Origin of the sequence: Mesorhizobium sp. LSJC269B00 (genome assembly GCF_000502815.1) — a bacterium.
Lineage (GTDB): Bacteria > Pseudomonadota > Alphaproteobacteria > Rhizobiales > Rhizobiaceae > Mesorhizobium.
The window spans coordinates 247,335-269,538 of sequence record NZ_AYVN01000003.1 but is presented as its reverse complement, the minus strand read 5'-3'; the positions used below and the strand labels follow the sequence as shown (position 1 = coordinate 269,538).

Genomic DNA, 22,204 nt, shown 5'->3' with positions numbered 1-22,204 from the left:
GTTTGATTTGATGAGCCGCTTGCTCGGCAGTCTTACCCGATAAAGAGCATCTTTCGATGCTTCTCTGGACCCACCAAAGTCCTCCGTAGCAACGCACACTACGCGGCCGAATTGCGCCGCATTTCCTCCACCGCGTCCCAGAACAGGCTGGCGATATCCGCGCCACCAAAGCGTTGCACTTCGCGCACGCCGGTCGGCGAGGTCACGTTGATCTCGGTCATGTAGTCGCCGATCACGTCGATGCCGACCAGGATGAAGCCGCGCTCTTTCAGCGACGGGCCGATGCGGGCGCAAATCTCGCGTTCGCGCTCCGTCAGCTCGGTCTTTTCGGCGCGGCCGCCGACATGCATGTTGGAGCGAGAATCGTGGTCGGCCGGCACGCGGTTGATGGCGCCGACCGCCTCGCCGTCGATCAGGATGATGCGCTTGTCGCCCTTGCGCACATCCTTCAGATAGCGCTGGACGATATACGGCTCGCGTGACAGCTGGGCGAACATTTCGAGCAGCGAGGCGAGGTTGCGGTCATCCTCCTTGAGATGGAAGATGCCGGCGCCGCCATTTCCGTAGAGCGGCTTGACGATGATGTCGCCGAACTCCTTGCGGAAGGCGGCGACCTCCTGGGGATCCTTGGTGATCAGCGTTTCGGGCATCAGATCGGGGAATTCGGTGACGAAGATCTTTTCCGGACTGTTGCGCACCCAGGCCGGGTCGTTGACGACCAGTGTCTTCGGGTGGATGCGCTCCAGAATATGCGTCGTGGTGATGTAATTCATGTCGAAGGGCGGATCCTGGCGCAGCAGGATAACATCCATCTCCGACAGGTCGGTGCGCACTTTGTCACCCAGCGTATAATGATTGCCCTTCTCGTCGCGGAGCTTCATCTCTTCGATGCGGGCAAACACCTTGCCGCCCAGCATCGACAGCCGGTCGGGCGTATAGTGGAACAGTTGGTGGCCGCGCCGCTGCGCCTCCAGCGACAGCGCAAACGACGTGTCGCCGGCGATCGAGACGGTGGAGACATGGTCCATCTGGACGGCGATTTTCAGGGGCATCTTCCGGTCTCCAGCGGGTCGAGCAAGTCCAGGAAAAGTGCGTAGCGGTTTTCCGTCCGGAATTGCGGCAAGGCAAGTCGCCGATATACGGAACTTGGCGGCTTCTGCCAATCGCGCTTGCTTGGCCCAGACCTTTACCGGTCGAAGACCAGCCGGGAGTAACCGAGGAAGGACAGCGCCATGGCGACCAGCGAGGCGACGGCAAGTGCCGCCAGCGGCGGCATTGCCGGCAGCGCGAACAGGATGGCGCAGTAGACGAGATAGTTGACAATGCTGGTGGCGATACCGACGCCGCCATAGCGCGCGCCCTCCTGCGCCACGCCGCGGCTCGACGGCGAAAAGGTCAGGTGCCGGTTGATCTGCCAGGTGACGCACAGCGCAAAGCCGATCGACAGGACACGGGCGACGAAGGGACCGAGCGGCGTCACCGCCAAGAGCAGCCAGAGCACCGCGGCATCGGCGACGAAACCAACGCCGCCGGCCAGGACGAAGCGGGCGAGCCGGCTCACGGCCTCAGGCGGCCCGGGGCGTCTTGCCCGGTTCGGCCTTCGCTGTTTCGCTCGTGCGTTCGCGCCGTTCGACCCGGCCCGACGGGACGGAGAGATAGAAAACGCGCTTCTGCTCGGCGCGTCCGCGCGATACCGAATCGAGGATCAATCCGGTCACCATCGCAAGCATCGAGAGCAGCAGCAGGCCGACCGACAGCACCCAGGTCGGCATGCGCGGCACGAGGCCGGTCTGGGCGAATTCGATCAGCACCGGCGTCATCAGGGCAAGGCTCGACGCCAGGAAGAAAATCGCGAAGGCGCCGAAGAAGCGCAGCGGCTGCGTCTCCTTCATCAGCATGGCGAACATCCACAGGATCCTGGCGCCGTCGCGATAGGTCGACAGCTTCGACGACGATCCCTCAGGCCGGCGGCCATAATCGAGCGCGATCTCGCTCACCGGCAGTTTGAGCTGCGAGGCATGCACCGACATTTCGGTCTCGATCTCGAAGCCGCCGGAAACCGCGGGAAAGCTCTTGACGAAACGCCTCGAGAAGACGCGGTAGCCGGAGAAGATGTCGGTGAAGTCGGCGCCGAACAGCCGCTTGTAGAGGCTGTTGAAGATGCGGTTGCCGAAGGCATGGCCGGAACGGCCGGCATCGTCGGTGACGCCGCGCCTGGTGCCAACCACCATGTCGCAGCGCTCGGTCTGCAGGATGTTGATCAGCAGCGAGGCATCTTCCGGCGCATAGGTGCCGTCGCCATCGGCCATCAGATAGATGTCCGCATCGATGTCGGCGAACATGCGCCGCACGACATTGCCCTTGCCCTGGCGCGGCTCGCGGACGACGATGGCGCCCGCTGCGCGCGCCTTGAGCGCGGTCAAATCCCTGGAATTGTTGTCATAGACATAGATCTCGGCCGATGGCAGCGTCTCGCGAAAGCGCTGCACCACCTCGGCGATGGTCAGTTCCTCATTGTAGCAAGGCAGGAGCACGGCAATGGCCGGCTCATGGCGGACTTCGTGCGGCATTTCCGTCTCCCGACACCCGGCGGAGCCTCCGGCCGCGCTCATATGCGGCCTCACTCAGGCGACTTTACTATTTATTGAAGCTGTTAAGGCTAGGTTTAAGGCCGCAGTCTTTCCGACGAAGGTCATGATGATGAACGCAGCCAAGGCGGGTGCTTCCTCCTGGAAGTCCGATATGACGCTGGCGCTGCTTGCCATGCTGGTGGTGCTGGCCGTCAATGCCGCCACGGGCTTTCGCGAATTGAGCAATGCCGGCGGCGACAATGACAGCCTGCTGCGGCTGGTCGAGGTTCGCGACATGCTGGCCGGCCAGGGCTGGTTCGACCTGCATCAGTACAGGATGGGGCCGGAAGGCGGTTTCGTCATGCACTGGTCGCGGCTGGTCGACGCACCGCTCGCCGCCATCATCCTCGCCGCCTCGGCGCTGACCGGCAGCATGGCCATGGCCGAAGTGATCGCACAGGTGCTGTGGCCGTCGCTGCTGTTTTGCCTGGCGGTGTTTTTTACAGCCCGTGCGGCACGCAGCTTCGCCGGCGTCGGCGCCGTGCTGCCCGCTATCGTCATCGGCGCGGCGGCGCTGCATTTCATCGGCATTTTCTTGCCGGGTGCGCTCGATCATCACAATGTCCAGCTGACGCTGACCATGGCCAGCCTCAGCCTGCTGCTCGAGGCGCCGACGCGTCGCTGGGCGGCCCTGACTTCAGGCCTGTGCGCGGCCCTGACGCTGGCCGTCGGCATGGAAACCGCGCCCTATGTCGCCACCATCGGCGCCTGCATCGCTTTGCTGTTCGTCGTCGATCCCGGCGGCGAACGCCGGATCGCCAGGGATTTCGGTCTCGGCTTTGCCGGGGTTTCAGCCCTCGTCTTCGTCACCACCATCCCGCCATCGGCCATGGGCCAGCCGCAGTGCGATGCCTTCTCGGCTGTGCAGTTCGTGGTGGCGGCAGTCGCCGGACTGGGGCTTGCCGCCGTGACGTCGCTCACGGTGTCCAATGGCACGGCCAGCCGCCGCCTGATCTCGCTTAGCCTGCTCGCGCTTGGGCTGGGCGCCGTCATCGTGGCGCTGTTTCCGCAATGCCTTGCGGCTCCCTACGCAAACCTCGATCCGCGCCTCAAGGAATTGTGGCTCGATCACATCGACGAGGCGCAGTCGCTGTTCAGTATTGCCGTCAATGAGCCGGCGTCGCTGGCGGCGCGCTATGTCACGCCGCTGGTGGCGATCGCGCTGATGGCGCTTCGCCTGCGCGGACCATGGCGCCGCCAGGACAGCCTCGTCGGCGCCTTGCTGGTCGGCGCCTTCATCGTCAGCGCCTGGCAGGTCCGCGGCTCGACATTCTCGATCGCCTTTGCCGTCATCCCGCTGTCGGCCTGGATCGCAAGCTGGCGCGAACGGGCGAGGATCAGCCCTGCGCGCAGCGTATCGCTGCGCATGGCGGCGGTCTGGCTGGTGTCGGTGAATGCCGTCTGGGCCGGCGCTGCCGCCGCGACGTCGAACGTATTCGAGGCCAGCAAGGTCTCGGTCGAGGCACAGGACACCGACAGCGATCCGTCCTGCGAGCGCAAGGCCTCCTTCGCGGCGTTGGCCCGGCTGCCGGACACCACGGTGCTTGCCATTTCCAATCTCGGCTCGCCCATCCTTGCATATTCCGGGCACCGCGTCTTTGCCGGCCCCTATCATCGCAACATCGCCGGCGATCTGCTTGCGCTCGATGCCTTCCTCGGATCGGCGGACCAGGCGGGGACGATCGCAGCGGCTCATCACGTCGGCCTGGTGGCGCTGTGCCGCGGCAGCGCCGAAAGCAAGGTGCTCGCCGCCAAGGCGCCGCAAGGCTTCCTGGCCGGGCTGATGCAGGGAAGCGTCCCCGATTGGCTCGAACCGGTGGCCGGAACGCGCGGAGACCCGGTCGAACTCTACCGCGTCCGCTAAAGCATCATTCGCCAGCGAAAAATCGATTTCGCGATACGCTTCCTAAACGCTTTGCTGCCAGTCTCAGCCTAAATTTCGGGCGTCACAAACAGGGATACCGATGCAAACGACGTTTGGCACCGGGCAGGCAAGCAGGGAAAACTCGGATCTGGCGTTCACCGATGCGCTGACCGGGCTTGGCAACCATCGCCGCTTCTTCGACAAGGTCGATCGCCTGATCAGCGACCGTGCGGACGATCCCGCGCCGTTCACGGTCGGCATTCTCGACCTCGACGGCTTCAAGCCGATCAACGATCTGTTCGGCCACAAGGCCGGCGACGACATATTGATCCAGGTGGCAATGCGGCTGCGCGCTTCGATGGACAGCCACTCCACCGTTTGCCGCATCGGCGCCGACGAATTCGCCTTCCTGTATCCGATGGTGTTCTCGGAGGAAGCGGCGGCCGAGAAGTCGCGCATGATGATCGAAATCCTGTCGGCGCCCTACGATGTCGGCGAACGCACCGCCAGGCTTTCGGCCTCGGTCGGCTGCTCGCTCTTTTATTCCGGCGACGAAACCACGGAAATCCTCGTCAACAAGGCCGAAACGGCGCTCTACCACGCCAAGCGTTCGGGCCGTGGCCGGGTCGTCGTCTACACCCGCGAAATGGAAGAGGCGGCCAAGCGCGTCACCCGCATCGAACAGGCGCTGCGCCGTGCCGTCTCGGCCGGTGAGGTCGAACCGCATTTCCAGCCCATCGTCGATTTGACCACCCGCCGCACCATCGGCTTCGAGACGCTGGCGCGCTGGACCGATCGCGACCTCGGCGTGGTGCCGCCGACCGTGTTCATCCCGATCGCCGAAGAGCGCGGCATCATCGGCCCGCTATCGCAGCTGGTGCTGCGCAAGGCGACCGAAGCGGCGCGCAGCTGGCCGAAGGACCTGTTCCTGTCCTTCAACCTGTCGCCCTCGCAGCTCGTCGACCAGAACACCGGCCTGCACATATTGTCGATCCTCGACCGCACCGGCTTCGATCCGCGACGGCTGGAGATCGAGATCACCGAAACCGGCCTGATGAACGATCCGGCCTCGGCCGAGAAGATCGTCGAGGACCTGCGTCGCGTCGGCATCCGAGTCTCGCTCGACGATTTCGGCACCGGCCAGTCCTCGCTCGGCCGCTTGCGCGAATTCCATTTCGACAAGCTCAAGATCGACCGCGCCTTCGTCTCCTCGATCCTCGACGACCGACCGTCGGAACACATCATCCGCGCCATTCTGGCCATGTGTGAAGGGCTCGGCATGGATGTCGTCGCCGAAGGCATCGAGGAGGAGGCGCAGGCCGACCGCCTCGTCCAGTTCGGCTGCGCCGGCGGCCAGGGCTATCTCTTCGGCAAACCGGTCGATGCCGACGCCACGCTCGGCTACCTCCGCGATTCCTATCGCGGCGCCCTCTACGCCAAGGCAGTCTGACCGGCGGTCTGGCCTGCGTCGAGCAAGTCAGCGGCGCGAGCCAAGATCGACTGTGGCCGCCATCTTGCGGCCTTTTGTCTGACATAAGCCAATCAAATCGCCGTTTTCGCCCTTGCTCCCCGGACTTGGCTGGATAGGATGCGCGCCGACCGGACCGGGAGATGAAGATATGATGCCATCGGCCGATTTTGCCGACCTCAGGGGAGCCTCGGTGCTGATCACCGGCGGCGGTTCCGGAATTGGTGCGGCACTGACCGAGGGCTTCGTTCGCCAGGGCGCCCATGTCGCCTTCATCGACATCGCCGATGGCCCAAGCACGCTGCTTGCCGACCGCGTCGAAAAAGAACTTGGCCGGCGACCGCTCTACCTCAAGACCGATTTGCGCGACGTCGAGGCGTTGCGCGCTTCGGCCGCCAAAGCGGCTGAGGCACATGGCGACGTCACCGTGCTGGTCAACAATGCCGCCTGGGACGAACGCCACGACGTCGCCGACGTTACCGTCGAGTTCTGGGACAACAATCTCGCCGTCAATCTGCGCCCGCATTTCTTCACCGCACAGGCGGTCGCGCCGGGCATGAAGCGGGCCGGCGGCGGTTCGATCATCAACTTCACCTCAACCTCCTATCTCATCAACCACCCCGATATGCCGGCCTACACCGCCGCCAAGGCCGGCATACTCGGCCTCACCAAGGGTCTCGCGGGCAAGCTTGGGGTCGACGGCATCCGCGTCAATGCGATTGCGCCGGGCTGGGTGATCACCGAGCGGCAGCGGGAACTCTGGGTCACCGAGCAGGGGCTCGCCGCCCATGTCGCCAAGCAATGCATCAAGCAGGTCATGCAGCCCGACGACATCGTCGGCACGGTGCTGTTCCTGGCCTCCGACGCCTCGCGTATGCTGACGGCGCAGATGTTGATCGTGGACGGGGGTTTCCTGTGAGCCCGGTGAATCAAAATCCGGCCAAAGGCACGCCGGCAGTCGCCGCCGTCGACTGGGGCACGACCCGCATGCGGGTCTGGCTGGTCGACGAGGCGGGCGGGGTGCTCGCCGAGCGTCGCGGCGATGATGGGTTGATCACCGCGCAGCAAAAAGGCTTTTCGACCATCCTCGAGGGCCATCTGGCGGCGCTCGGCGCACCTGACACACTGCCGGTCATCATCTGCGGCATGGCCGGCTCGCGCCAGGGTTGGCTGGAAGCGCCTTACGTCATCGTGCCGGCGCCGCTCAGTGCCATCCTCGCGGGGGCCGCCCGCATTCCCGGCCAGAGCCGCGACATCCGCATCGTGCCTGGCCTGGCGCAGCGCCTGGAAGATGCGCCGGACGTAATGCGCGGCGAGGAAACCCAGCTTGCCGGCGCCGGTTTGCCGGCAAAAGGTCGCCATCTCGTCTGCATGCCCGGCACCCATTCGAAATGGGTTCTGGTCGAAGACGGCGCGGTCGACGGCTTCTGCACCTGGCCGACCGGCGAGCTGTTTTCGGTGCTGGCCACTCACTCTATCCTGCGCCATTCGCTGGGCGAGAGCCCGAAGCCGGTCACTCCGGACAATCCGTTCTTCCAGGAATGGTGCCGCAAGGCTTTGGCGGAGGGCGGCGATGTCACCTCGCGGCTGTTTTCGATCCGCGCCGCCGGCCTGCTGCAGAACCTCAAGGCCGACGATGCCGCCGCTTGCCTGTCCGGCCTGCTGATCGGCGGCGAGATCGCCTCGGCGGGCCGCCGCTATGGCGAAAGCACCACCGCAATCGTGCTGGTTGCGTCCGGCTCGCTAGCAGCCCTCTACCGGCAGGCGCTCGACCTTGCCGGGCTTGCCGTCAGGACGGTCGACGCCGACGAGGCGGTGCGTGCCGGGCTTATCGAAGCGGCGCGAGAAAATGGCATGATCGCCAAATGACGCACCAGAGTGGAGTGACAGCGTGACCCAGACCGCACCTTTCCCGAAGCTGAAGCGCGGCCTCGTTGCCATCCTGCGCGGGCTGAAGCCGTCCGAGGCGGTGGCCATCGGCCAGGCGCTGTTTGACGCCGGCATCGAAGCCATCGAGGTGCCGCTCAATTCGCCGGAGCCGTTTTCATCGATCGCCAGCATTGTCACCGCATTGCCCAAGACAACGCTGGTCGGCGCCGGCACGGTGCTGACTTCAGCCGATGTCGACGCCCTGGCCAAGGCCGGCGGGAGGCTGCTGGTCAGCCCCAACATCGATGCCGACGTCATGGCCCGCGCCATGCACCATGGCATGGTAACGATGCCAGGCGTGTTCACCCCCACCGAAGCTTTTCAGGCGATTAGGCTTGGGGCTTCGGCGCTCAAATTCTTCCCGGCAAGCGTGCTCGGGCCTAGCGGCATTTCGGCGATGCGCGCCGTGCTGCCGGCCGATACCGTGGTCGGCGCCGTCGGCGGCGTTTCCGACAAAGACTTTGCCGGCTACAAAGCCGCCGGGGTGACTGCTTTTGGTCTTGGCTCCAGCCTGTTCAAACCCGGCATCAGCGTCGACGAGGTGGCCTCGCGCGCGCAGGCGGCGGTGACGGCCTGGGATGCGGCCTTCGGCGGAGCGGCATGATGGACAAGGTTTCGGTTTTTTCGGACCATGTCTGTGAACTCGGCGAGGGGCCGAGCTACGATCCCGCAACCGATACGCTGTTCTGGTTCGACATCGTCAACGGGCTTTTGCTGGAGCAGGGTGTCACGTCCGGCGCGCGGAAGGTCCATGAGCTCGGCCAGATGGCCAGCGCCATCGCCATTGTCGATGACAATCGCCAGCTCATCGCCACCGAGACTGGCCTGCATGTCCGCGACGTCTCGACCGGCAAGCTGACGCTGCATACGCCCATCGAGGCTGACAATGCGCTGACCCGCTCCAACGATTCGCGCGTCCACCCTTGTGGCGCCTTCTGGGTCGGCACGATGGGCAAGGGTGAGGAGAAGGGCGCCGGCGCCATCTACTGGTTCTTCAAGGGCGAATTGCGCACGCTTTACACCGGCATCACCGTGTCGAACTCGATCTGTTTCTCGCAGGATGGAACGATCGCCTACTACACCGATACCTCGACCGGCCTGTTGATGCGCGTCGCCTGCGATCCGGCGACGGGTCTGCCGATCGGCGAGTCCAAAGTGTTCGTCGACCATCGCTCGTCGCGGGGCTATGTCGACGGCTCGGTTGTCGACCGTGACGGCGTGCTGTGGAACGCGGTCTGGGGCGGCAAGGCAGTGAAGGCTTATGCGCCGGACGGCACATTGTTGCGCGAAATTGCCGTGCCGGCGGGGCAGTCCTCGTGCCCGGCCTTTGTCGGGGCCAAGGCCGATCGGCTGGCGGTGACCTCGGCCTGGAAAGGCAAGGACGACAAGCAGCGCAAGCTCGACCCACAGGCCGGCATGACCTTCCTGCTCGACATCCCCGTCAACGGCCGCTTCGAGCCGCGCGTGCTGATCGCCTGAGCGTACCGGTTGTCGTGCAGGCGGCGGGCGCGGGTCGATTTCGCGCAAGCCGATCGCATTGGCCGTGCGATGGTGTGGCTGCATCACCGAGAAGCTTTGACCCATGCCGCGCCCGACCTTGATCCTCGTCTACGAGCCTGAAAAGGCCTGTTTCGACAGGCTGGTCGCCGATGGCTTTCCTGCCGAGCGTGCCTTGGAAATCTCGTCCTATCTGGCGCAATCGACCGATCTCGCGCCCGAATTCGATGAGCTCACTGCGGCTTGCGGGCGGCGCGGCCTCGCCTTCCTGCCGGTCGAACTCGACGATGCGGCGGCAGCGCTGGCGAAGGCGGATCCCGCAACCACGCTGGTCTGGACGCTGACCGACGGCATTGCCTATTTCCGCGGTGCTGCGGCGCCCGCACTTGCCAGGCTGAATGGGCTTAGAACCATCGGAGCCGACGATGCGCTGTTCGCGCTTTGCCAGGACAAGTTCCGTTCCGGCGCCGTGCTTTGCGCGCTCGGCCTGCCGGCGCCGCAGGCAGGCCTGGCCCGCGACGGCCGCTGGCTGGCCGCCCCGCCAGCTTCGGAAGCCGGCTGGTTCGTCAAGCCGAACCGGCTCGGCTCCAAGGTAGGCATCTGGCCGGATTCACGCTGCAACGACCTGGCCCATGCGCTGGAGCTTAGCCGGCGGGTCTATGCCGCTTATCGCGACGATGTCGTCGTCCAGCCCTATGTCGGCGGTCGCAATGTCCGCGCCAGCTTCCTTGGGCTGCAAACGGATGCCGGGGCGGAAGCGCTCGGCATTGCGTTCGTCGACTCCGGCGGCGATTTCCAGACCATGGCGGACTCGATGGCGCTTTACGGCGACACCGGCGAGGCCGCCAAGGCGGCTGGACTATACAGCGAGCCGGTGCTGGAGGCGGTTGCCGACACCCAGCCGGCAGCCGCGGCAACCATCCGCCGCATCGCCGAGCGGCTGGTCAGCGGACTTGGCCTGCGCGACGTGTTTTCCATCGATTTCAGGGTCGAGGCCACCGATCATGCCCACCTCATCGAGTTCGAAGTCTGTCCCGGCCTGCCCTGCTTCGATTTCCGCGCCTATTGCCGGCTGCAATGGAGCATGACGCTGGCCGATGCGGTTGCCGAGACGGCGGCGAACCGACTGAACCGACAGGCGATCTGAAAGCCGCGGGGACCGGCACGACGTGCCGCGCCTTGACGGCTTCTGCTCCACCTTTAGTGTCGCGGGACAGTCCTCAGGCAAGGCCGCGCGATGAGCACACCAGCAAGCTCCCTCCACCATCACATCAGGCGCATGGCCGGGCGCGATCCGCATGAGGCACATCGCGTCGCCACGCCGCTCGAGCTGCTGTTCGATCTGACCTTCGTCACCGCCTTCAGCCTTGCCGCCGCGCAACTGGCGCACGCCCTGGCCGAGGGCAACTACGCGGCGGCGCTGATCGGCTTCGGCTTTGCCAGCTTCGCCATCTGCTGGGCGTGGATCAATTTCTCCTGGTTTTCCTCCGCCTATGACACCGACGATTGGATCTTCCGCCTCGTCACCATGGTGCAGATGATCGGCGTGCTGGTGCTGGCCATCGGCCTGCCGCGCATGTTCGCCTCGATCGAGCATGGCGAACACCTCAACAATTCGGTCATGGTGCTGGGCTACGTCATCATGCGCGTCGCCATGATCTTCCAATGGCTGCGCGCGGCGCGGCAGGACCCTGGGCGGCGGCGTGCCTGCCTGACCTACGCCGTCGCCATTGCGATCGCCCAGATCGGCTGGGTGGTGCAGATACTGGTCGATTTCTCGCTGGAGACCAGCCTGGCTTTCGGCGCCATCCTGGTTCTCATCGAGCTTGCCGGGCCGGCGATCGCCGAGCGCAGGGATGGCGGCACGCCCTGGCACGCGCACCACGTCGCCGAGCGCTACAGCCTCTTCGCCATCATCGCGCTGGGCGAAGGGGTGGTCGGCACGCTGGCGACGCTGTCGGCCGTGGTCGAGGAGCAGGGCTGGAACCTCGATGCCGCCTTGATTGGCATTGCCGGAATGGGTCTCACCTTCGGCATGTGGTGGGTCTATTACATGCTGCCCTCGGGGACGGTGCTGCACCAGCACCGCAATCGCTCTTTTGTCTGGGGCTATGGCCAGATGCTGATCGTGGCGGCCATCGTCGCCACCGGCGCCGGGCTGCATGTCGCGGCCTATTTCATCGAGCACAAGGCCCATATCGGCCCGGTAGCGACGCTGCTGTCAGTTGCCATTCCGCTAGGCGTGTTCCTGGGGGCGATCTACGCGCTCCAGCGCTTCGATCCCCTCCATGTCTGGCTGCTGGCGGGAACGGCTGCGGTCGTCGCACTTGCCATCATCGCCGCCCTTGCCGGCGTCGACATGGCGGTCTGCCTCATCTTACTCACGCTAGCGCCGGCCGTCACCGTTGTCGGCTATGAGCTGTCGGGGCACCGCCATCGACTGGAGGTGCTGGCGCAGGAGGAAGCGCCGCACTGAGCAGAGCAGCTTCGCGCGTCAGATACCCTCGACCAGCACGATCTCGCCATCGGCTACTTTCTGACGGATGGCGACGGCGCGCTGGTACTCCGGCGAGTGGTAGCAATCGTGCGCCGCGCTGAGCGATTCGAACTCGATAATGACATTGCGGGCGCGGCCAGCCCCCTCGGCCTTTTCATGCTCACCGCCACGGGCAAGGAACTTCACGTCGAAACGGTCGAAAGCGAGCTTGGCGGCAGCGACATAGTCCTTGTAGCCTTCGGCGTCGCGCACATCGACGCGGGCTATCCAGTATCCCTTGGGCATTTTCTTCTCCTCGCTACGCGGCGCGCATCTCTTCCAGTATGGCTTCCGCCGCCGCGCGCCTGTCGCTTGCCGCCACGATTGGCCGGCCCACAACAAGATGGCTGGAGCCGTTGCGGATCGCCTGGCCGGGCGTCACCACGCGTTTCTGGTCGCCATGGTCGCTGCCCTTGGGCCGTATCCCCGGCGTCACCACCGCCAGGTCGGGTCCGACGATGCGGCGCACCGCTTCCGCCTCCTCGGCCGAGCAGACGACGCCGCCCATGCCTGCATGCAGCGCCTGTTCGGCGCGCCTCAGCACCAGCGTGTGCGGGTCGTATTCATAGCCGGCGTCGATCACGTCCTGCTCGTCCATCGAGGTCAGCACGCTGACCGCCAGCAGGCACAGGTCGCTGCCGCGCGACGCTTCCACAGCTGCCTTCATCGCCTTGGGATAGGCATGGATGGTCAGCATCGTCATGCCCATGCGCACGATGTTCTCGACACCCTTCGCCACGGTGTGGTCTATGTCGAGCAGCTTCATGTCGAGGAAGATCTTCGTGCCGCCGCTGGCCAACTCCCTGGCGAAGTCGAGCCCGCCGGCGAAGGCCAACTGATAGCCGATCTTGTAGAAGGAGACGACGCCGTCGAGTTCGCGCACCGCCTGTTCGGCCTCTTTCACCGTCGGCACGTCGAGGCCGACGATCAGCCTGTCTCTCATCGTATGGGCCTGCATGGCTGTGGAAATCATGCCCCGGTCCGGGTCGACAGCATGCGCGAGGTTTCGATCAGCGTGCGGCATAGGTGCTCCATCGATTTGGTCAGTCTATCATCCCTGAAATTGCCGTCGCCGTCGAAGGCATTGCCGCCATCGGATACCGAGCATTCCGGCGTCACCATCTCCAGCTGGCAGCGCACCAGCACGGCGCGCAGATGGTTGATGCAGCGGATCCCGGCGAAATGTCCGTTGGAAGACGAGCACAGGCCGGCGACCTTGCCGACAAGCGGCCTCACCGGCCGGCCGCCATCCAGGCGCACCCGGCTCACCCAGTCGATCGTGTTCTTGAGCAATGGCGGGATCGAGCCATTATATTCGGGCGTCGCGATCAGCAGCCCGTCATTGGCGGCGATCAGCCGGCCAAGCTTCACGGCGTTGTCGGGAACGCCTTTTTCCTTTTCGAGGTCCTCGTCGATGATCGGCAGCGGATAGTCGGCCAGCGAAATGCGCGTCACCTCGGCGCCTTGCATGGCCAGCTCCTTCTGCGCCACATCGGCGGTCCTGCCGCTGAAGGCGCCGCTGCGCACCGAGCCGGCAAAGACGAGGATTTTCGCGATCACAGCCATTGGCCACTCTTGTTCCCGGACAGGTACAGCCAGAGGCTGCGCAAATCAACGCACTGGCTCAAAAAACGGAAACGATCGGGGGGCAAGCGCGCGAAGGTGTGCCGAGCAGCTGGGCTATTGCTAGTGGGTGACCGCAATTCTTGCACTCAGCGCGATGAGTGCAACTCCGAGCAAGGCATCTATCGGCCTGCGGACGCTGCCATATACCGACCGAACCCTTCTTGTGGAGAACATTAGCGCGACAAGCCCAAACCACGCCATCGCGACCAGCCCGATTATGGCCAGCGACACTGCCTGGACCCAGATCGGAGCCTGCATCGGCAATACCGATATGAACAGGCTCGCGAAGAACGCGGCCGTCTTCGGATTTGTAATTCCGACAACGAATCCGCTTCGCCAGGGAGCCGTAGTCTCTGCGCCACCGACGGCCAGCGGTGGCCGCGCCTGCCAAGCCGACAAAAGGATCTTGCTGCCCAGGTAACCGAGATACACGGCACCGGCGATCCGGACGGCAAGGTGAGCCCATGCAATCTGCGTCAGTACGAGGCCCAGGCCACACATCGCGAGAGCCGCCCACACCATGATCGCTGCGGCAATGCCAAGCGCCACATGGAACCCCGCGCGACGGCTGATCAGCGCATGGGAAGTCACGGCTACAAAATCGGGTCCTGGGCTCATGGCGCCGAGCAGGAAGACCGAAGCAAGGGTCAGGAATTGCGGAAGGTAGCTCATGCGATACTCCAGTTTCAGTCTCGTCGTACCGCACGCCTGCATGCCGGAGAGCCAGGAAAGCCGCTCGCCGATTTCGAGGGTCGTTTCCCTCACCTTCACAAAACCTACAGCGCTCGTTAATATGAGCGAAATGAAAGATATTTCGGCAGCCATGAACAAAGCTAATATCAACATCACGATGCTGCGCGTCCTGACATCGCTCAGCGAGACGCGCAGCTTCACCAAAACCGCCGAGCGGCTCTGTCTTTCTCAATCGGCCATAAGCCATGCAATGAAGGCGCTGGAGGAGATCGTTGGCGCGCCCCTCGTCATACGTGATCGGCGCGGTGTCGCTTTCACCGCGACCGGCGAGGCGGCTTTGGACGCGGCGCGCGCCGCTTTGCATGCTTTAGGCCGTCTTGTCGGCCTACGGGAACACTCCATCAAAGGCAGAGTACGGCTCGCGCTGGTCAGCAGCGCCTCGGTAAAGATTGCTCCATATGCGTTGAACATTACTTCCGTCCGGCACCCGGAGCTTGCTGTCGAACTGCTCTTGGGCACGGATACCGAGGTGGCGGAGTGGGTCGATCGCGGTGCCGCCGATATTGGACTGTCCTACATCGCCGGCAATTGCCAAGCCGAGGAACTTGTCGACGACGAACTCTTTGTGGCGTCATCGCAAAAGAACTCAGTCCAAGGCGGGTCATTTCCGATCCGCGCTCTCGACGGCCAGCCATTCATCATGTCGAGCGGCGGCTGCGGACCAATGCTTGCCGAATTGTTCCAGGATTTTGGCGTTGCGCCAGTTGTCATCCTGTCGGCGAGCGATATGGCGGCGCTGCTTGCTCTGGTTGGGGCCGGGCGCGGTTTGTCGATTGCGCCAGGCCTGGCGTTTCCGGCCGATTGGCAGCGAACCGTCGCGAGGCGTCCTCTGGAGCCGCGTGCGCGTCGGCCTCTGCTGCTTCTGTTCTCCAGCAGCGCCGAAGCAACGGCCGTGCGGGCCATGTGCGCGGCGATCAGAGAAGTCGCCACGAGTTTGCGAGGCGGATAACAGTCAAGGATGTGGATCGACCCTCAATCGAGCTTCCTTCGGGAGACGTCGATCCTCTACAAGGCGCCAGAGACTTCTCCCGCCCCCAATACCAGCTAATGCGCTTCCCGCCGGTAGATCCACAGCTGCGTCGGCGGGATGTTGCGGAAGATGAAGTCGAAATGCTTGACCGTGTAATTGCCGCGGCCGGGCGGGATCGGCGACAACGGCCCATAGGTCAGCTGCACGATCGGCCGTCCAACCGGGATGCGGTCTAGCAGGCTTTCAATATAGGCGATCCGCTGTGCGACCGGAAAATTGAGCAGCGGCACGCCGGAGACGACGGAATCGAAAACCATCCCGCTCTTCTCGCCAAGCGTGGCGTTGAGATTGAAGGCATCGCCCTCGATGACGTTGACGCCGGGATAGAGCTGGCGCAGATGGCGCACGAAATCGGTGGAATATTCGACCGCGTACAGGTTTTCGGGCTTAACGCCCTGGGCGAGGATTGCACGGGTGATGACGCCTGTGCCGGGTCCGACTTCAAGCACCGGCAGGCCGGACTTCGGATTGACGATGGAAGCCATCTTGCGGGCGGTGATGGAGCTTGTCGGCACGATCGAACCGACCGACTTCGGCTTGTCGATCCAGCCTTTGAAGAATTTGAGTTCGTCGTCGAACTTTTCCGCCAGCGCCTTCCGCAATCCCGGACCACGTGCCATGCAAGTTCTCCTCAACACTCCCCGAACGCTACTTAGCAGCTAACAGGTCCAAGGCAAGGCGCGATCTGGCATAAGATGTTGATGACGTTCGGGAAGCGTGGCGGCCTTGGTTTGGGTTCAGTGCTCGCCGAAGGATTCGAAAAAGTCCTTCATGCGGGCGAAAAAGCCGCTCGACTGGGGCGAATTGTCCTTCGACGACAGCTGCTCGAACTCTTCCAGCAGCTCGCGCTGGCGGCGCGACAGGTTTTGCGGCGTTTCGACCGCGGTCTGGATATAGAGGTCGCCGACATTGGGCTGGCGCAGCACCGGCATGCCCTTGCCCTTGAGGCGGAACTGGCGGCCGTTCTGCGTGCCTTCGGTCACTTTCACCTTGGTCTGACTGCCGTCCAGCGTCGTCACCTCGAACGAGCCGCCAAGGGCGGCCGTCGTCATCGATATCGGCACCTTGCAGTAGAGATCGGCGCCGTCGCGCTGGAAGAATTCATGCGGCTTCACCGCCAGGAAAATATAGAGGTCGCCCGATGGGCCGCCGCGCAGGCCCGCCTCGCCCTCATTGGCAAGCCGGATGCGGGTGCCGTCCTCGATGCCGGCCGGGATATTGACCGACAGCGAGCGTTCCTCGGTGACGCGGCCCTGGCCGGCGCATTTCGGGCACGGGTCCTTGATCGTCTGGCCGCGGCCTTGGCATTGCGGGCAGGTACGCTCGATCGAGAAGAAGCCTTGTGTCGCTCGTACCTTGCCGTGGCCATGGCACATCGAGCAGGTCAACGGCTGGGTGCCGGGCTTGGCGCCGGTCCCGGAGCATTCCGTGCATGAGATCGAGGCCGGCACGCGGATTTGCGCGGTCTTGCCGGCAAACGCTTCTTCCAGCGTGATTTCCATATTGTAGCGCAAATCGGCGCCACGCTCGCGGCCGCCCGACGAGCGGCGCTGGCGCCCGCCCATCATGTCGCCGAAAATATCCTCGAAAATGTCGGCGAAGCCGCCGGCGCCAAAACCTTGCGCGCCGCCATTCATGCCGCCCTGCTCGAAGGCGGCGTGACCGAAACGGTCATAGGCCGCGCGCTTCTGCGGGTCCTTCAGCGTTTCGTAGGCTTCGTTGATTTCCTTGAACTTATGCTCGCAGGAGTGATCGCCGGGATTGCGGTCGGGATGGAACTGCATGGCCAGCTTGCGGAAAGCGCTCTTGAGCTCCTTCTCGTCGGCGCCCTTCTGCACGCCCAGCGTCTCGTAGAAATCAGCTTTCATCTTTTCCCGCAGTCCGGATGCTCAACGTCTTGATGCATGTTGCGTCGTTTGCCGGCACGTTGTCTCGATTTAGGAGCGGTGCTGCCCGGATGCTAGGGCCGGCGCGCTTGTGCCTGTGTTTTTCAGTGACTTTTTCGGCAAGGCCCGCACTTTTTCAGCGAGGGTTGCAAAAAAGCCCGGCTTTGCGCCGGGCTTTCCGCTTTATTTGCCGTCAACCGGTCAGGCCGACTTCTTCTTCTCGTCGTTTTCGTCGATTTCCTCGAAATCGGCGTCGACCACGTCGCTATCCTTGGCCGCGTCCGCCTTGGCGTCGGCTTCCGCCGCTTCCTTCTGCGAAGCTTCGTACATGGCCTGGCCGAGCTTCATGGATGCTTCGGCAAGGGTCTGCGACTTGGCCTCGATGTCGGCGGCATCGTCGCCTTCGGCAGCAGCCTTCAGCGCCGTGATAGCCTCCGATATCGCCGTGCGCTCGGTTTCCGAAACCTTGTCGCCATATTCCTTCAGCGACTTCTCGGAGGAGTGCACCAGCGCCTCGGCCTGGTTGCGGGCCTCGACCAAAGCACGCCGCTGCTTGTCGGTCTCGGCATTGGCTTCGGCGTCCTTGACCATCTTCTCGATGTCGGCGTCCGAAAGGCCACCAGAGGCCTGGATGCGGATCTGGTGCTCCTTGCCGGTGCCCTTGTCCTTGGCCGAAACGTTGACGATGCCGTTGGCGTCGATGTCGAAAGTGACCTCGATCTGCGGCACGCCGCGCGGCGCCGGCGGAATGCCGACCAGGTCGAACTGGCCGAGCGCCTTGTTGTCGGCAGCCATTTCACGCTCGCCCTGGAAGACGCGGATGGTCACGGCCGACTGACTGTCTTCAGCGGTCGAGAACACCTGGCTCTTCTTGGTCGGGATCGTCGTGTTGCGTTCGATCAGGCGGGTAAACACGCCACCCAGCGTCTCGATGCCGAGCGACAGCGGCGTCACGTCGAGCAGCAGCACGTCCTTCACGTCGCCCTGCAGCACGCCGGCCTGGATGGCGGCGCCCAAAGCGACGACTTCATCCGGGTTGACGCCCTTGTGCGGCTCCTTGCCGAAGAACTGCTTCACGATCTCCTGGATCTTGGGCATGCGGGTCATGCCGCCGACCAGGACCACTTCGTCGATCTCGCCAGCCTTCAGCCCGGCATCCTTGAGCGCCGCCTTGCAGGGCTCGATGGTGCGCTGGACGAGATCGTCGACCAGTTGCTCGAACTTGGCGCGGGTCAGCTTCAGCGTCAGGTGCTTGGGGCCGGTCGCGTCGGCGGTGATGAAGGGCAGGTTGATTTCCGTCTGCGTCGTCGACGACAGCTCGATCTTGGCCTTTTCAGCCGCCTCCTTGAGGCGCTGCAGCGCAAGCTTGTCGTTCTTCAGGTCGATGCCCTGTTCCTTCTTGAACTCGGCCGCCAGGTATTCGACGAGACGCATGTCGAAATCCTCGCCGCCGAGGAAGGTGTCGCCATTGGTCGACTTCACTTCGAACACGCCGTCGCCGATTTCGAGCACCGAAATGTCGAACGTGCCGCCGCCAAGGTCATAGACGGCAATGGTCTTGCCATCCTTCTTGTCGAGGCCGTAGGCAAGTGCTGCAGCCGTCGGCTCGTTGATGATGCGCAGCACCTCAAGGCCGGCGATCTTGCCGGCGTCCTTGGTTGCCTGGCGCTGGGCGTCATTGAAATAGGCCGGAACGGTGATGACCGCCTTCTCGACCTTCTCGCCGAGATAGGCCTCCGCCGTTTCCTTCATCTTCTGCAGGATCATGGCCGAGATCTGGCTGGGCGACTGCTTCTTGCCGCCGGCCTCGACCCAGGCATCGCCATTGTCGCCCTTGACGATCTTGTAGGGGACAAGCTTCTTGTCCTTCTCCGTCACCGGGTCGTCATAGCGGCGGCCGATCAGGCGCTTGACCGCAAAGATGGTGTTTTCAGGATTGGTGACCGCCTGGCGCTTGGCCGGCTGGCCGACGAGACGTTCGCCGTCGCCCGAGATGGCGACGATGGAAGGCGTCGTGCGCGCGCCTTCCGCATTTTCAATGACCTTGGGCTCCTTGCCATCCATGATGGCGATGCAGGAGTTGGTGGTGCCGAGATCGATACCGATTACTTTTGCCATTTTTCTAGTCTCTCCGCTAAGCAGGCTCTCAGGACCCGTAAGGCGTTCCGACGAAAGCCCCTGTTCACAAGAAATTCCGCTCCGGCAACCGGCATTCCGGCACTGGGCGGCTTGGCGCGTATATAAGAACAGGCGGCATCGGGCGCAAGCATTCTGCGCATGGCATCCACCGCGCCGCGCTTGGCGCCTTTGAACAGCCGCCCGGCGGCCCGGATGTGCTCAAACCGCGCTCAAAACCCCAGGATCTGCGCGATCCCCCGGCGAAGCGCCCAGTCAGGGCTTCGAAACCACAAGAAAACGTCCCCTATGCGTGAGAGAGGCGGCTCCTGGCTGAGGAAGGCGCCTGCCCACAGCAGACACAGGCAAAAGCGTCACGCGGCCTGCGACAGCGATTTATTCGCCTCGGCCAGGATTTCGAACGAGCGCACGCGTGCCGCATGGTCGAAGATCTGCGCGGTCACCATCAGCTCGTCTGCGCCGGTGCGGCGCACGAACGCGTCTATGCCTTGCCGGACGGTTTCGGGAGAGCCGACGACGGCGCAGGACAGCGCCTGCGAAATCATGGTTTTTGCCATCGGCTCGAGCGTCTGGTCATAGCCCTCGACCGGCGGCGGCAGGCGGCCGGCCCGCCCCGTGCGCAGATTGACGAAGGCCTGCTGCAACGAGGTGAACAGCAGTTTGGCCTCTCCATCGGTCGGTGCGGCGAAAACGTTGAGGCCGAGCATGACATAGGGCTTGTCCAGCTGTTCCGAAGGCTGGAAGCGCGAACGGTAGATCTCCAGCGCATGGTCGAGTTCGGCCGGCGCGAAATGCGAGGCAAACGCATAGGGCAGGCCGAGCATGGCGGCGAGCTGCGCGCCATAGAGGCTGGAACCGAGAATCCAGACCGGCACCTTCTGGCCTTCGCCGGGCACGGCGTGGATACGCTGGCCTTCCGCGGCCGGCTGGAAATAGCCCATCAGCTCGACGACGTCCTGGGGGAAATTGTCTGACGCCTCGAGATTGCGGCGCAGCGCGCGCGCTGTTCCCATATCGGTGCCGGGCGCCCGGCCGAGGCCGAGGTCGATGCGGCCGGGGTGCAGTGCCGCCAGCGTGCCGAACTGCTCGGCAATCACCAGCGGCGCATGGTTGGGCAGCATGATGCCACCGGCGCCGACGCGGATGGTCTTGGTGCCGCCGGCGACATGGGCGATGACGACGGCGGTCGCCGCGCTGGCGATGCCCGGCATGTTGTGGTGCTCGGCCAGCCAGTAGCGCCTGTAGCCGAGCCGCTCGGCATGGCGGGCCAGGTCGAGCGAATTTGCCAGCGATTGCGAGGCGTCGCTGCCTTCGACGATCGGCGACAGGTCGAGAACGGAAAGTGCGGTCATGGGCCTCAAGCCTTTACGATGTTCAACTGCCTGACCCTGGTTTCGAAGGCGCGGTCGGGAATGAGGATGTCGAGCTGGTGCCAAGCAGCGGGTCCAAATTCTCGAACGGGATCGCCTGCGGATGCTGGCGATGCGACGCGCTCAGCGTGCCGAGCGGAGCATCGATCGGGCCGCGATAGCCGATGCGGTCGAAATAGGAATCGAGGTCGAAGGAGGCATCGTTCATCGCAGGGTCCGGCTTGACCGGCTCGATATAGGCACTCCGCCTGAAGACAACAAATGCGAGATGATGGACGGGCGCGGCAAGCTTATGCCGCGGCCTTGCCGTTCTCTTCGGCCGCTTCCTCCTCCACCACGGCCGTCTGCTGTGCGGCGAGAAAATTGCCGACATGGCTGAGGCCATCGAAATGATCGCAGAACACTTTGACGACGACCAGCAGCGGCACCGCCATCAGCGCGCCGACAAAGCCCCAAAGCCAGGACCAGAAGGCGATGGCGATGAAGATCGCCACGGCGTTGATCTCGAGGCGTCGGCCGACAACCATCGGCGTAACGAACTGGCCTTCGACGATGTCGCACAAAAGCACGAAGCCCGGCGCCAAAAGGGCGTAGGTGATCGAGTCGAAGCTGATCATCGCAATGACGCTGACCAGCACGATGGTGATCAGCGCGCCGACATAGGGCAGGAAGTTGAGCAGCGCCGCCATCGTTCCCCAGACGAGCGGGTTGGGCATGCCGAGCGCCCACAGGCCAAGGCCGATAACCGCGCCGAGACCGGCATTGATGACGGTGACGGTGAGCAGATAATGCGAGATTTCGCGCTCGACGTCATAGACGACGCGCAAGGCCCGCTTCTTCTCGCTGAGGCTGGCGAAGGACTGGATGATCTTCTCATAGAACATCGTGCCCGACGCCAGCAGGAACAGCGACAGCACGAAGATGATGGTCAGGCTTGTCCCCGCCGACAGGACGTTGCTGGCGGCGGCCGACAGGACACCGGACTGCGCCATCGCCACCTTCTGGATGCCCGGCTCCTGCGAGGTCTCCGTCATCTGCTCGATCTGATGCGAGATCTGCATGATCCTCTCGAGCGGACGCCGTAATTGCGCGAGCCGTTCGGTGAGTTGTTGGCCGATCGACGAGGTGTTGTTGAGAAGGTCGATGACCGGGCCGCTGAGCAGATAGCCGGCAACGCCGAAGACGCAGATCGACAGCACGACCAACATTGTCGCCGAAACCACTTCCGGAATGCCGCGCTTGCGCAGGAAGCGCACGATTGGTGTCAGCGTCAGCGTCAGCAGGAAGGCGAGGATGACCGGCATGAAGAAAGCACGCGCGAAATACAGCGCGTAGATGGCCATGAACAGGAAGATCCCGATGAGCAGCGAACGCATCAGATGCGTGTCGGCACGCGCCACAACTCTCGCCTCTTCGGTTTCGGCAAGGCCAGCACCCAAAGCGGCGGGTTCGGCTTTCATGATTTTCCCTCAGCGGCGC

At 63.9% G+C, this 22,204-nt stretch carries 22 protein-coding genes; 9 read left to right on the top strand and 13 right to left on the bottom strand.

Annotation, left to right across the window (positions count from 1 at the left end):
• Positions 1 to 98: 98 nt before the first annotated feature.
• From gshB to X771_RS155570, 3 genes are all read right to left on the bottom strand, one after another.
• Positions 99 to 1,052 carry a glutathione synthase gene (gshB, locus tag X771_RS155560; RefSeq protein WP_023687497.1) on the bottom strand — a complete coding sequence of 318 codons (954 nt, stop codon included), beginning with the start codon at positions 1,050 to 1,052 and terminating at the stop codon, positions 99 to 101.
• A 134-nt stretch (positions 1,053 to 1,186) separates the two neighbouring features.
• Positions 1,187 to 1,561: a GtrA family protein gene (locus tag X771_RS155565; protein WP_023681308.1), complete on the bottom strand. Its 375-nt coding sequence runs from the start codon at positions 1,559 to 1,561 to the stop codon at positions 1,187 to 1,189.
• 4 nt (positions 1,562 to 1,565) lie between these two features.
• Entirely contained in the window at positions 1,566 to 2,570 is a 1,005-nt protein-coding gene (locus X771_RS155570) for a glycosyltransferase (protein WP_023687496.1), read from the bottom strand.
• Between the two features lie 124 nt (positions 2,571 to 2,694).
• Between X771_RS155570 and X771_RS155575 the strand changes: the two genes are divergently transcribed.
• From X771_RS155575 to X771_RS155610, 8 genes are all read left to right on the top strand, one after another.
• A complete protein-coding gene (locus X771_RS155575; RefSeq protein WP_023687495.1) occupies positions 2,695 to 4,494 on the top strand; it encodes a hypothetical protein in 1,800 nt (599 codons plus the stop codon).
• 100 nt (positions 4,495 to 4,594) lie between these two features.
• A complete protein-coding gene (locus X771_RS155580; protein WP_023681311.1) occupies positions 4,595 to 5,944 on the top strand; it encodes an EAL domain-containing protein in 1,350 nt (449 codons plus the stop codon).
• A 169-nt stretch (positions 5,945 to 6,113) separates the two neighbouring features.
• Positions 6,114 to 6,881: an SDR family oxidoreductase gene (locus X771_RS155585; RefSeq protein ID WP_023673186.1), complete on the top strand. Its 768-nt coding sequence runs from the start codon at positions 6,114 to 6,116 to the stop codon at positions 6,879 to 6,881.
• 5 nt (positions 6,882 to 6,886) lie between these two features.
• Positions 6,887 to 7,831, top strand: a complete 945-nt coding sequence (locus tag X771_RS155590) for a 2-dehydro-3-deoxygalactonokinase (protein WP_031201383.1) — start codon at positions 6,887 to 6,889, stop codon at positions 7,829 to 7,831.
• A 22-nt stretch (positions 7,832 to 7,853) separates the two neighbouring features.
• Positions 7,854 to 8,495 (top strand): 2-dehydro-3-deoxy-6-phosphogalactonate aldolase, encoded by a 642-nt coding sequence (locus X771_RS155595; protein ID WP_023687493.1) that lies wholly within the window; start codon positions 7,854 to 7,856, stop codon positions 8,493 to 8,495.
• Positions 8,495 to 9,370, top strand: coding sequence for an SMP-30/gluconolactonase/LRE family protein (locus tag X771_RS155600; RefSeq protein ID WP_033001360.1), 876 nt, complete (start codon positions 8,495 to 8,497; stop codon positions 9,368 to 9,370). The genes X771_RS155595 and X771_RS155600 overlap by 1 nt, the downstream gene beginning before the upstream one ends.
• A 103-nt stretch (positions 9,371 to 9,473) precedes the next feature.
• Positions 9,474 to 10,535 carry a hypothetical protein gene (locus X771_RS155605; RefSeq protein ID WP_023687491.1) on the top strand — a complete coding sequence of 354 codons (1,062 nt, stop codon included), beginning with the start codon at positions 9,474 to 9,476 and terminating at the stop codon, positions 10,533 to 10,535.
• Positions 10,536 to 10,625: 90 nt separating this feature from the next.
• Entirely contained in the window at positions 10,626 to 11,864 is a 1,239-nt protein-coding gene (locus X771_RS155610) for a low temperature requirement protein A (RefSeq protein ID WP_031202519.1), read from the top strand.
• Positions 11,865 to 11,882: 18 nt separating this feature from the next.
• On the opposite strand, the gene X771_RS155615 is transcribed toward X771_RS155610, so the two are convergent.
• The 4 genes from X771_RS155615 to X771_RS155630 all read right to left on the bottom strand — a co-directional run bounded on the left by X771_RS155615 (position 11,883) and on the right by X771_RS155630 (position 14,222).
• On the bottom strand, positions 11,883 to 12,170 hold the full coding sequence (locus X771_RS155615; protein WP_023687489.1) for a DUF1330 domain-containing protein: 288 nt from the start codon (positions 12,168 to 12,170) through the stop codon (positions 11,883 to 11,885).
• A gap of 13 nt (positions 12,171 to 12,183) precedes the next feature.
• Complete coding sequence (pyrF, locus tag X771_RS155620; protein ID WP_023687488.1) at positions 12,184 to 12,897, bottom strand: orotidine-5'-phosphate decarboxylase; 714 nt, start codon at positions 12,895 to 12,897, stop codon at positions 12,184 to 12,186.
• The gene (locus tag X771_RS155625; protein WP_023687487.1) at positions 12,894 to 13,490 is read right to left on the bottom strand and encodes an NADPH-dependent FMN reductase; all 597 of its coding nucleotides are present in this window, start codon (positions 13,488 to 13,490) and stop codon (positions 12,894 to 12,896) included. The genes pyrF and X771_RS155625 overlap by 4 nt, the downstream gene beginning before the upstream one ends.
• 120 nt (positions 13,491 to 13,610) lie before the next feature.
• Complete coding sequence (locus X771_RS155630; protein WP_023687486.1) at positions 13,611 to 14,222, bottom strand: LysE family transporter; 612 nt, start codon at positions 14,220 to 14,222, stop codon at positions 13,611 to 13,613.
• Between X771_RS155630 and X771_RS155635 the strand changes: the two genes are divergently transcribed.
• Positions 14,221 to 15,252, top strand: coding sequence for a LysR family transcriptional regulator (locus X771_RS155635; RefSeq protein WP_084566743.1), 1,032 nt, complete (start codon positions 14,221 to 14,223; stop codon positions 15,250 to 15,252). The two genes, X771_RS155630 and X771_RS155635, sit on opposite strands and share 2 nt — an antisense overlap.
• A gap of 95 nt (positions 15,253 to 15,347) precedes the next feature.
• On the opposite strand, the gene pmtA is transcribed toward X771_RS155635, so the two are convergent.
• From pmtA to X771_RS155665, 6 genes are all read right to left on the bottom strand, one after another.
• Complete coding sequence (gene pmtA / locus X771_RS155640; protein ID WP_023687484.1) at positions 15,348 to 15,953, bottom strand: phospholipid N-methyltransferase PmtA; 606 nt, start codon at positions 15,951 to 15,953, stop codon at positions 15,348 to 15,350.
• Positions 15,954 to 16,070: 117 nt separating this feature from the next.
• Positions 16,071 to 17,201, bottom strand: coding sequence for a molecular chaperone DnaJ (gene dnaJ / locus X771_RS155645; protein ID WP_023673199.1), 1,131 nt, complete (start codon positions 17,199 to 17,201; stop codon positions 16,071 to 16,073).
• Positions 17,202 to 17,420: 219 nt separating this feature from the next.
• Positions 17,421 to 19,337 (bottom strand): molecular chaperone DnaK, encoded by a 1,917-nt coding sequence (gene dnaK / locus X771_RS155650; protein WP_023673200.1) that lies wholly within the window; start codon positions 19,335 to 19,337, stop codon positions 17,421 to 17,423.
• A gap of 371 nt (positions 19,338 to 19,708) precedes the next feature.
• Positions 19,709 to 20,707 carry an LLM class flavin-dependent oxidoreductase gene (locus tag X771_RS155655; protein ID WP_023687483.1) on the bottom strand — a complete coding sequence of 333 codons (999 nt, stop codon included), beginning with the start codon at positions 20,705 to 20,707 and terminating at the stop codon, positions 19,709 to 19,711.
• Between the two features lie 22 nt (positions 20,708 to 20,729).
• Complete coding sequence (locus X771_RS155660; protein WP_023687482.1) at positions 20,730 to 20,933, bottom strand: arylamine N-acetyltransferase; 204 nt, start codon at positions 20,931 to 20,933, stop codon at positions 20,730 to 20,732.
• An 82-nt stretch (positions 20,934 to 21,015) separates the two neighbouring features.
• The gene (locus X771_RS155665) at positions 21,016 to 22,185 is read right to left on the bottom strand and encodes an AI-2E family transporter (RefSeq protein WP_023673203.1); all 1,170 of its coding nucleotides are present in this window, start codon (positions 22,183 to 22,185) and stop codon (positions 21,016 to 21,018) included.
• Between the last annotated feature and the right edge of the window lie 19 nt (positions 22,186 to 22,204).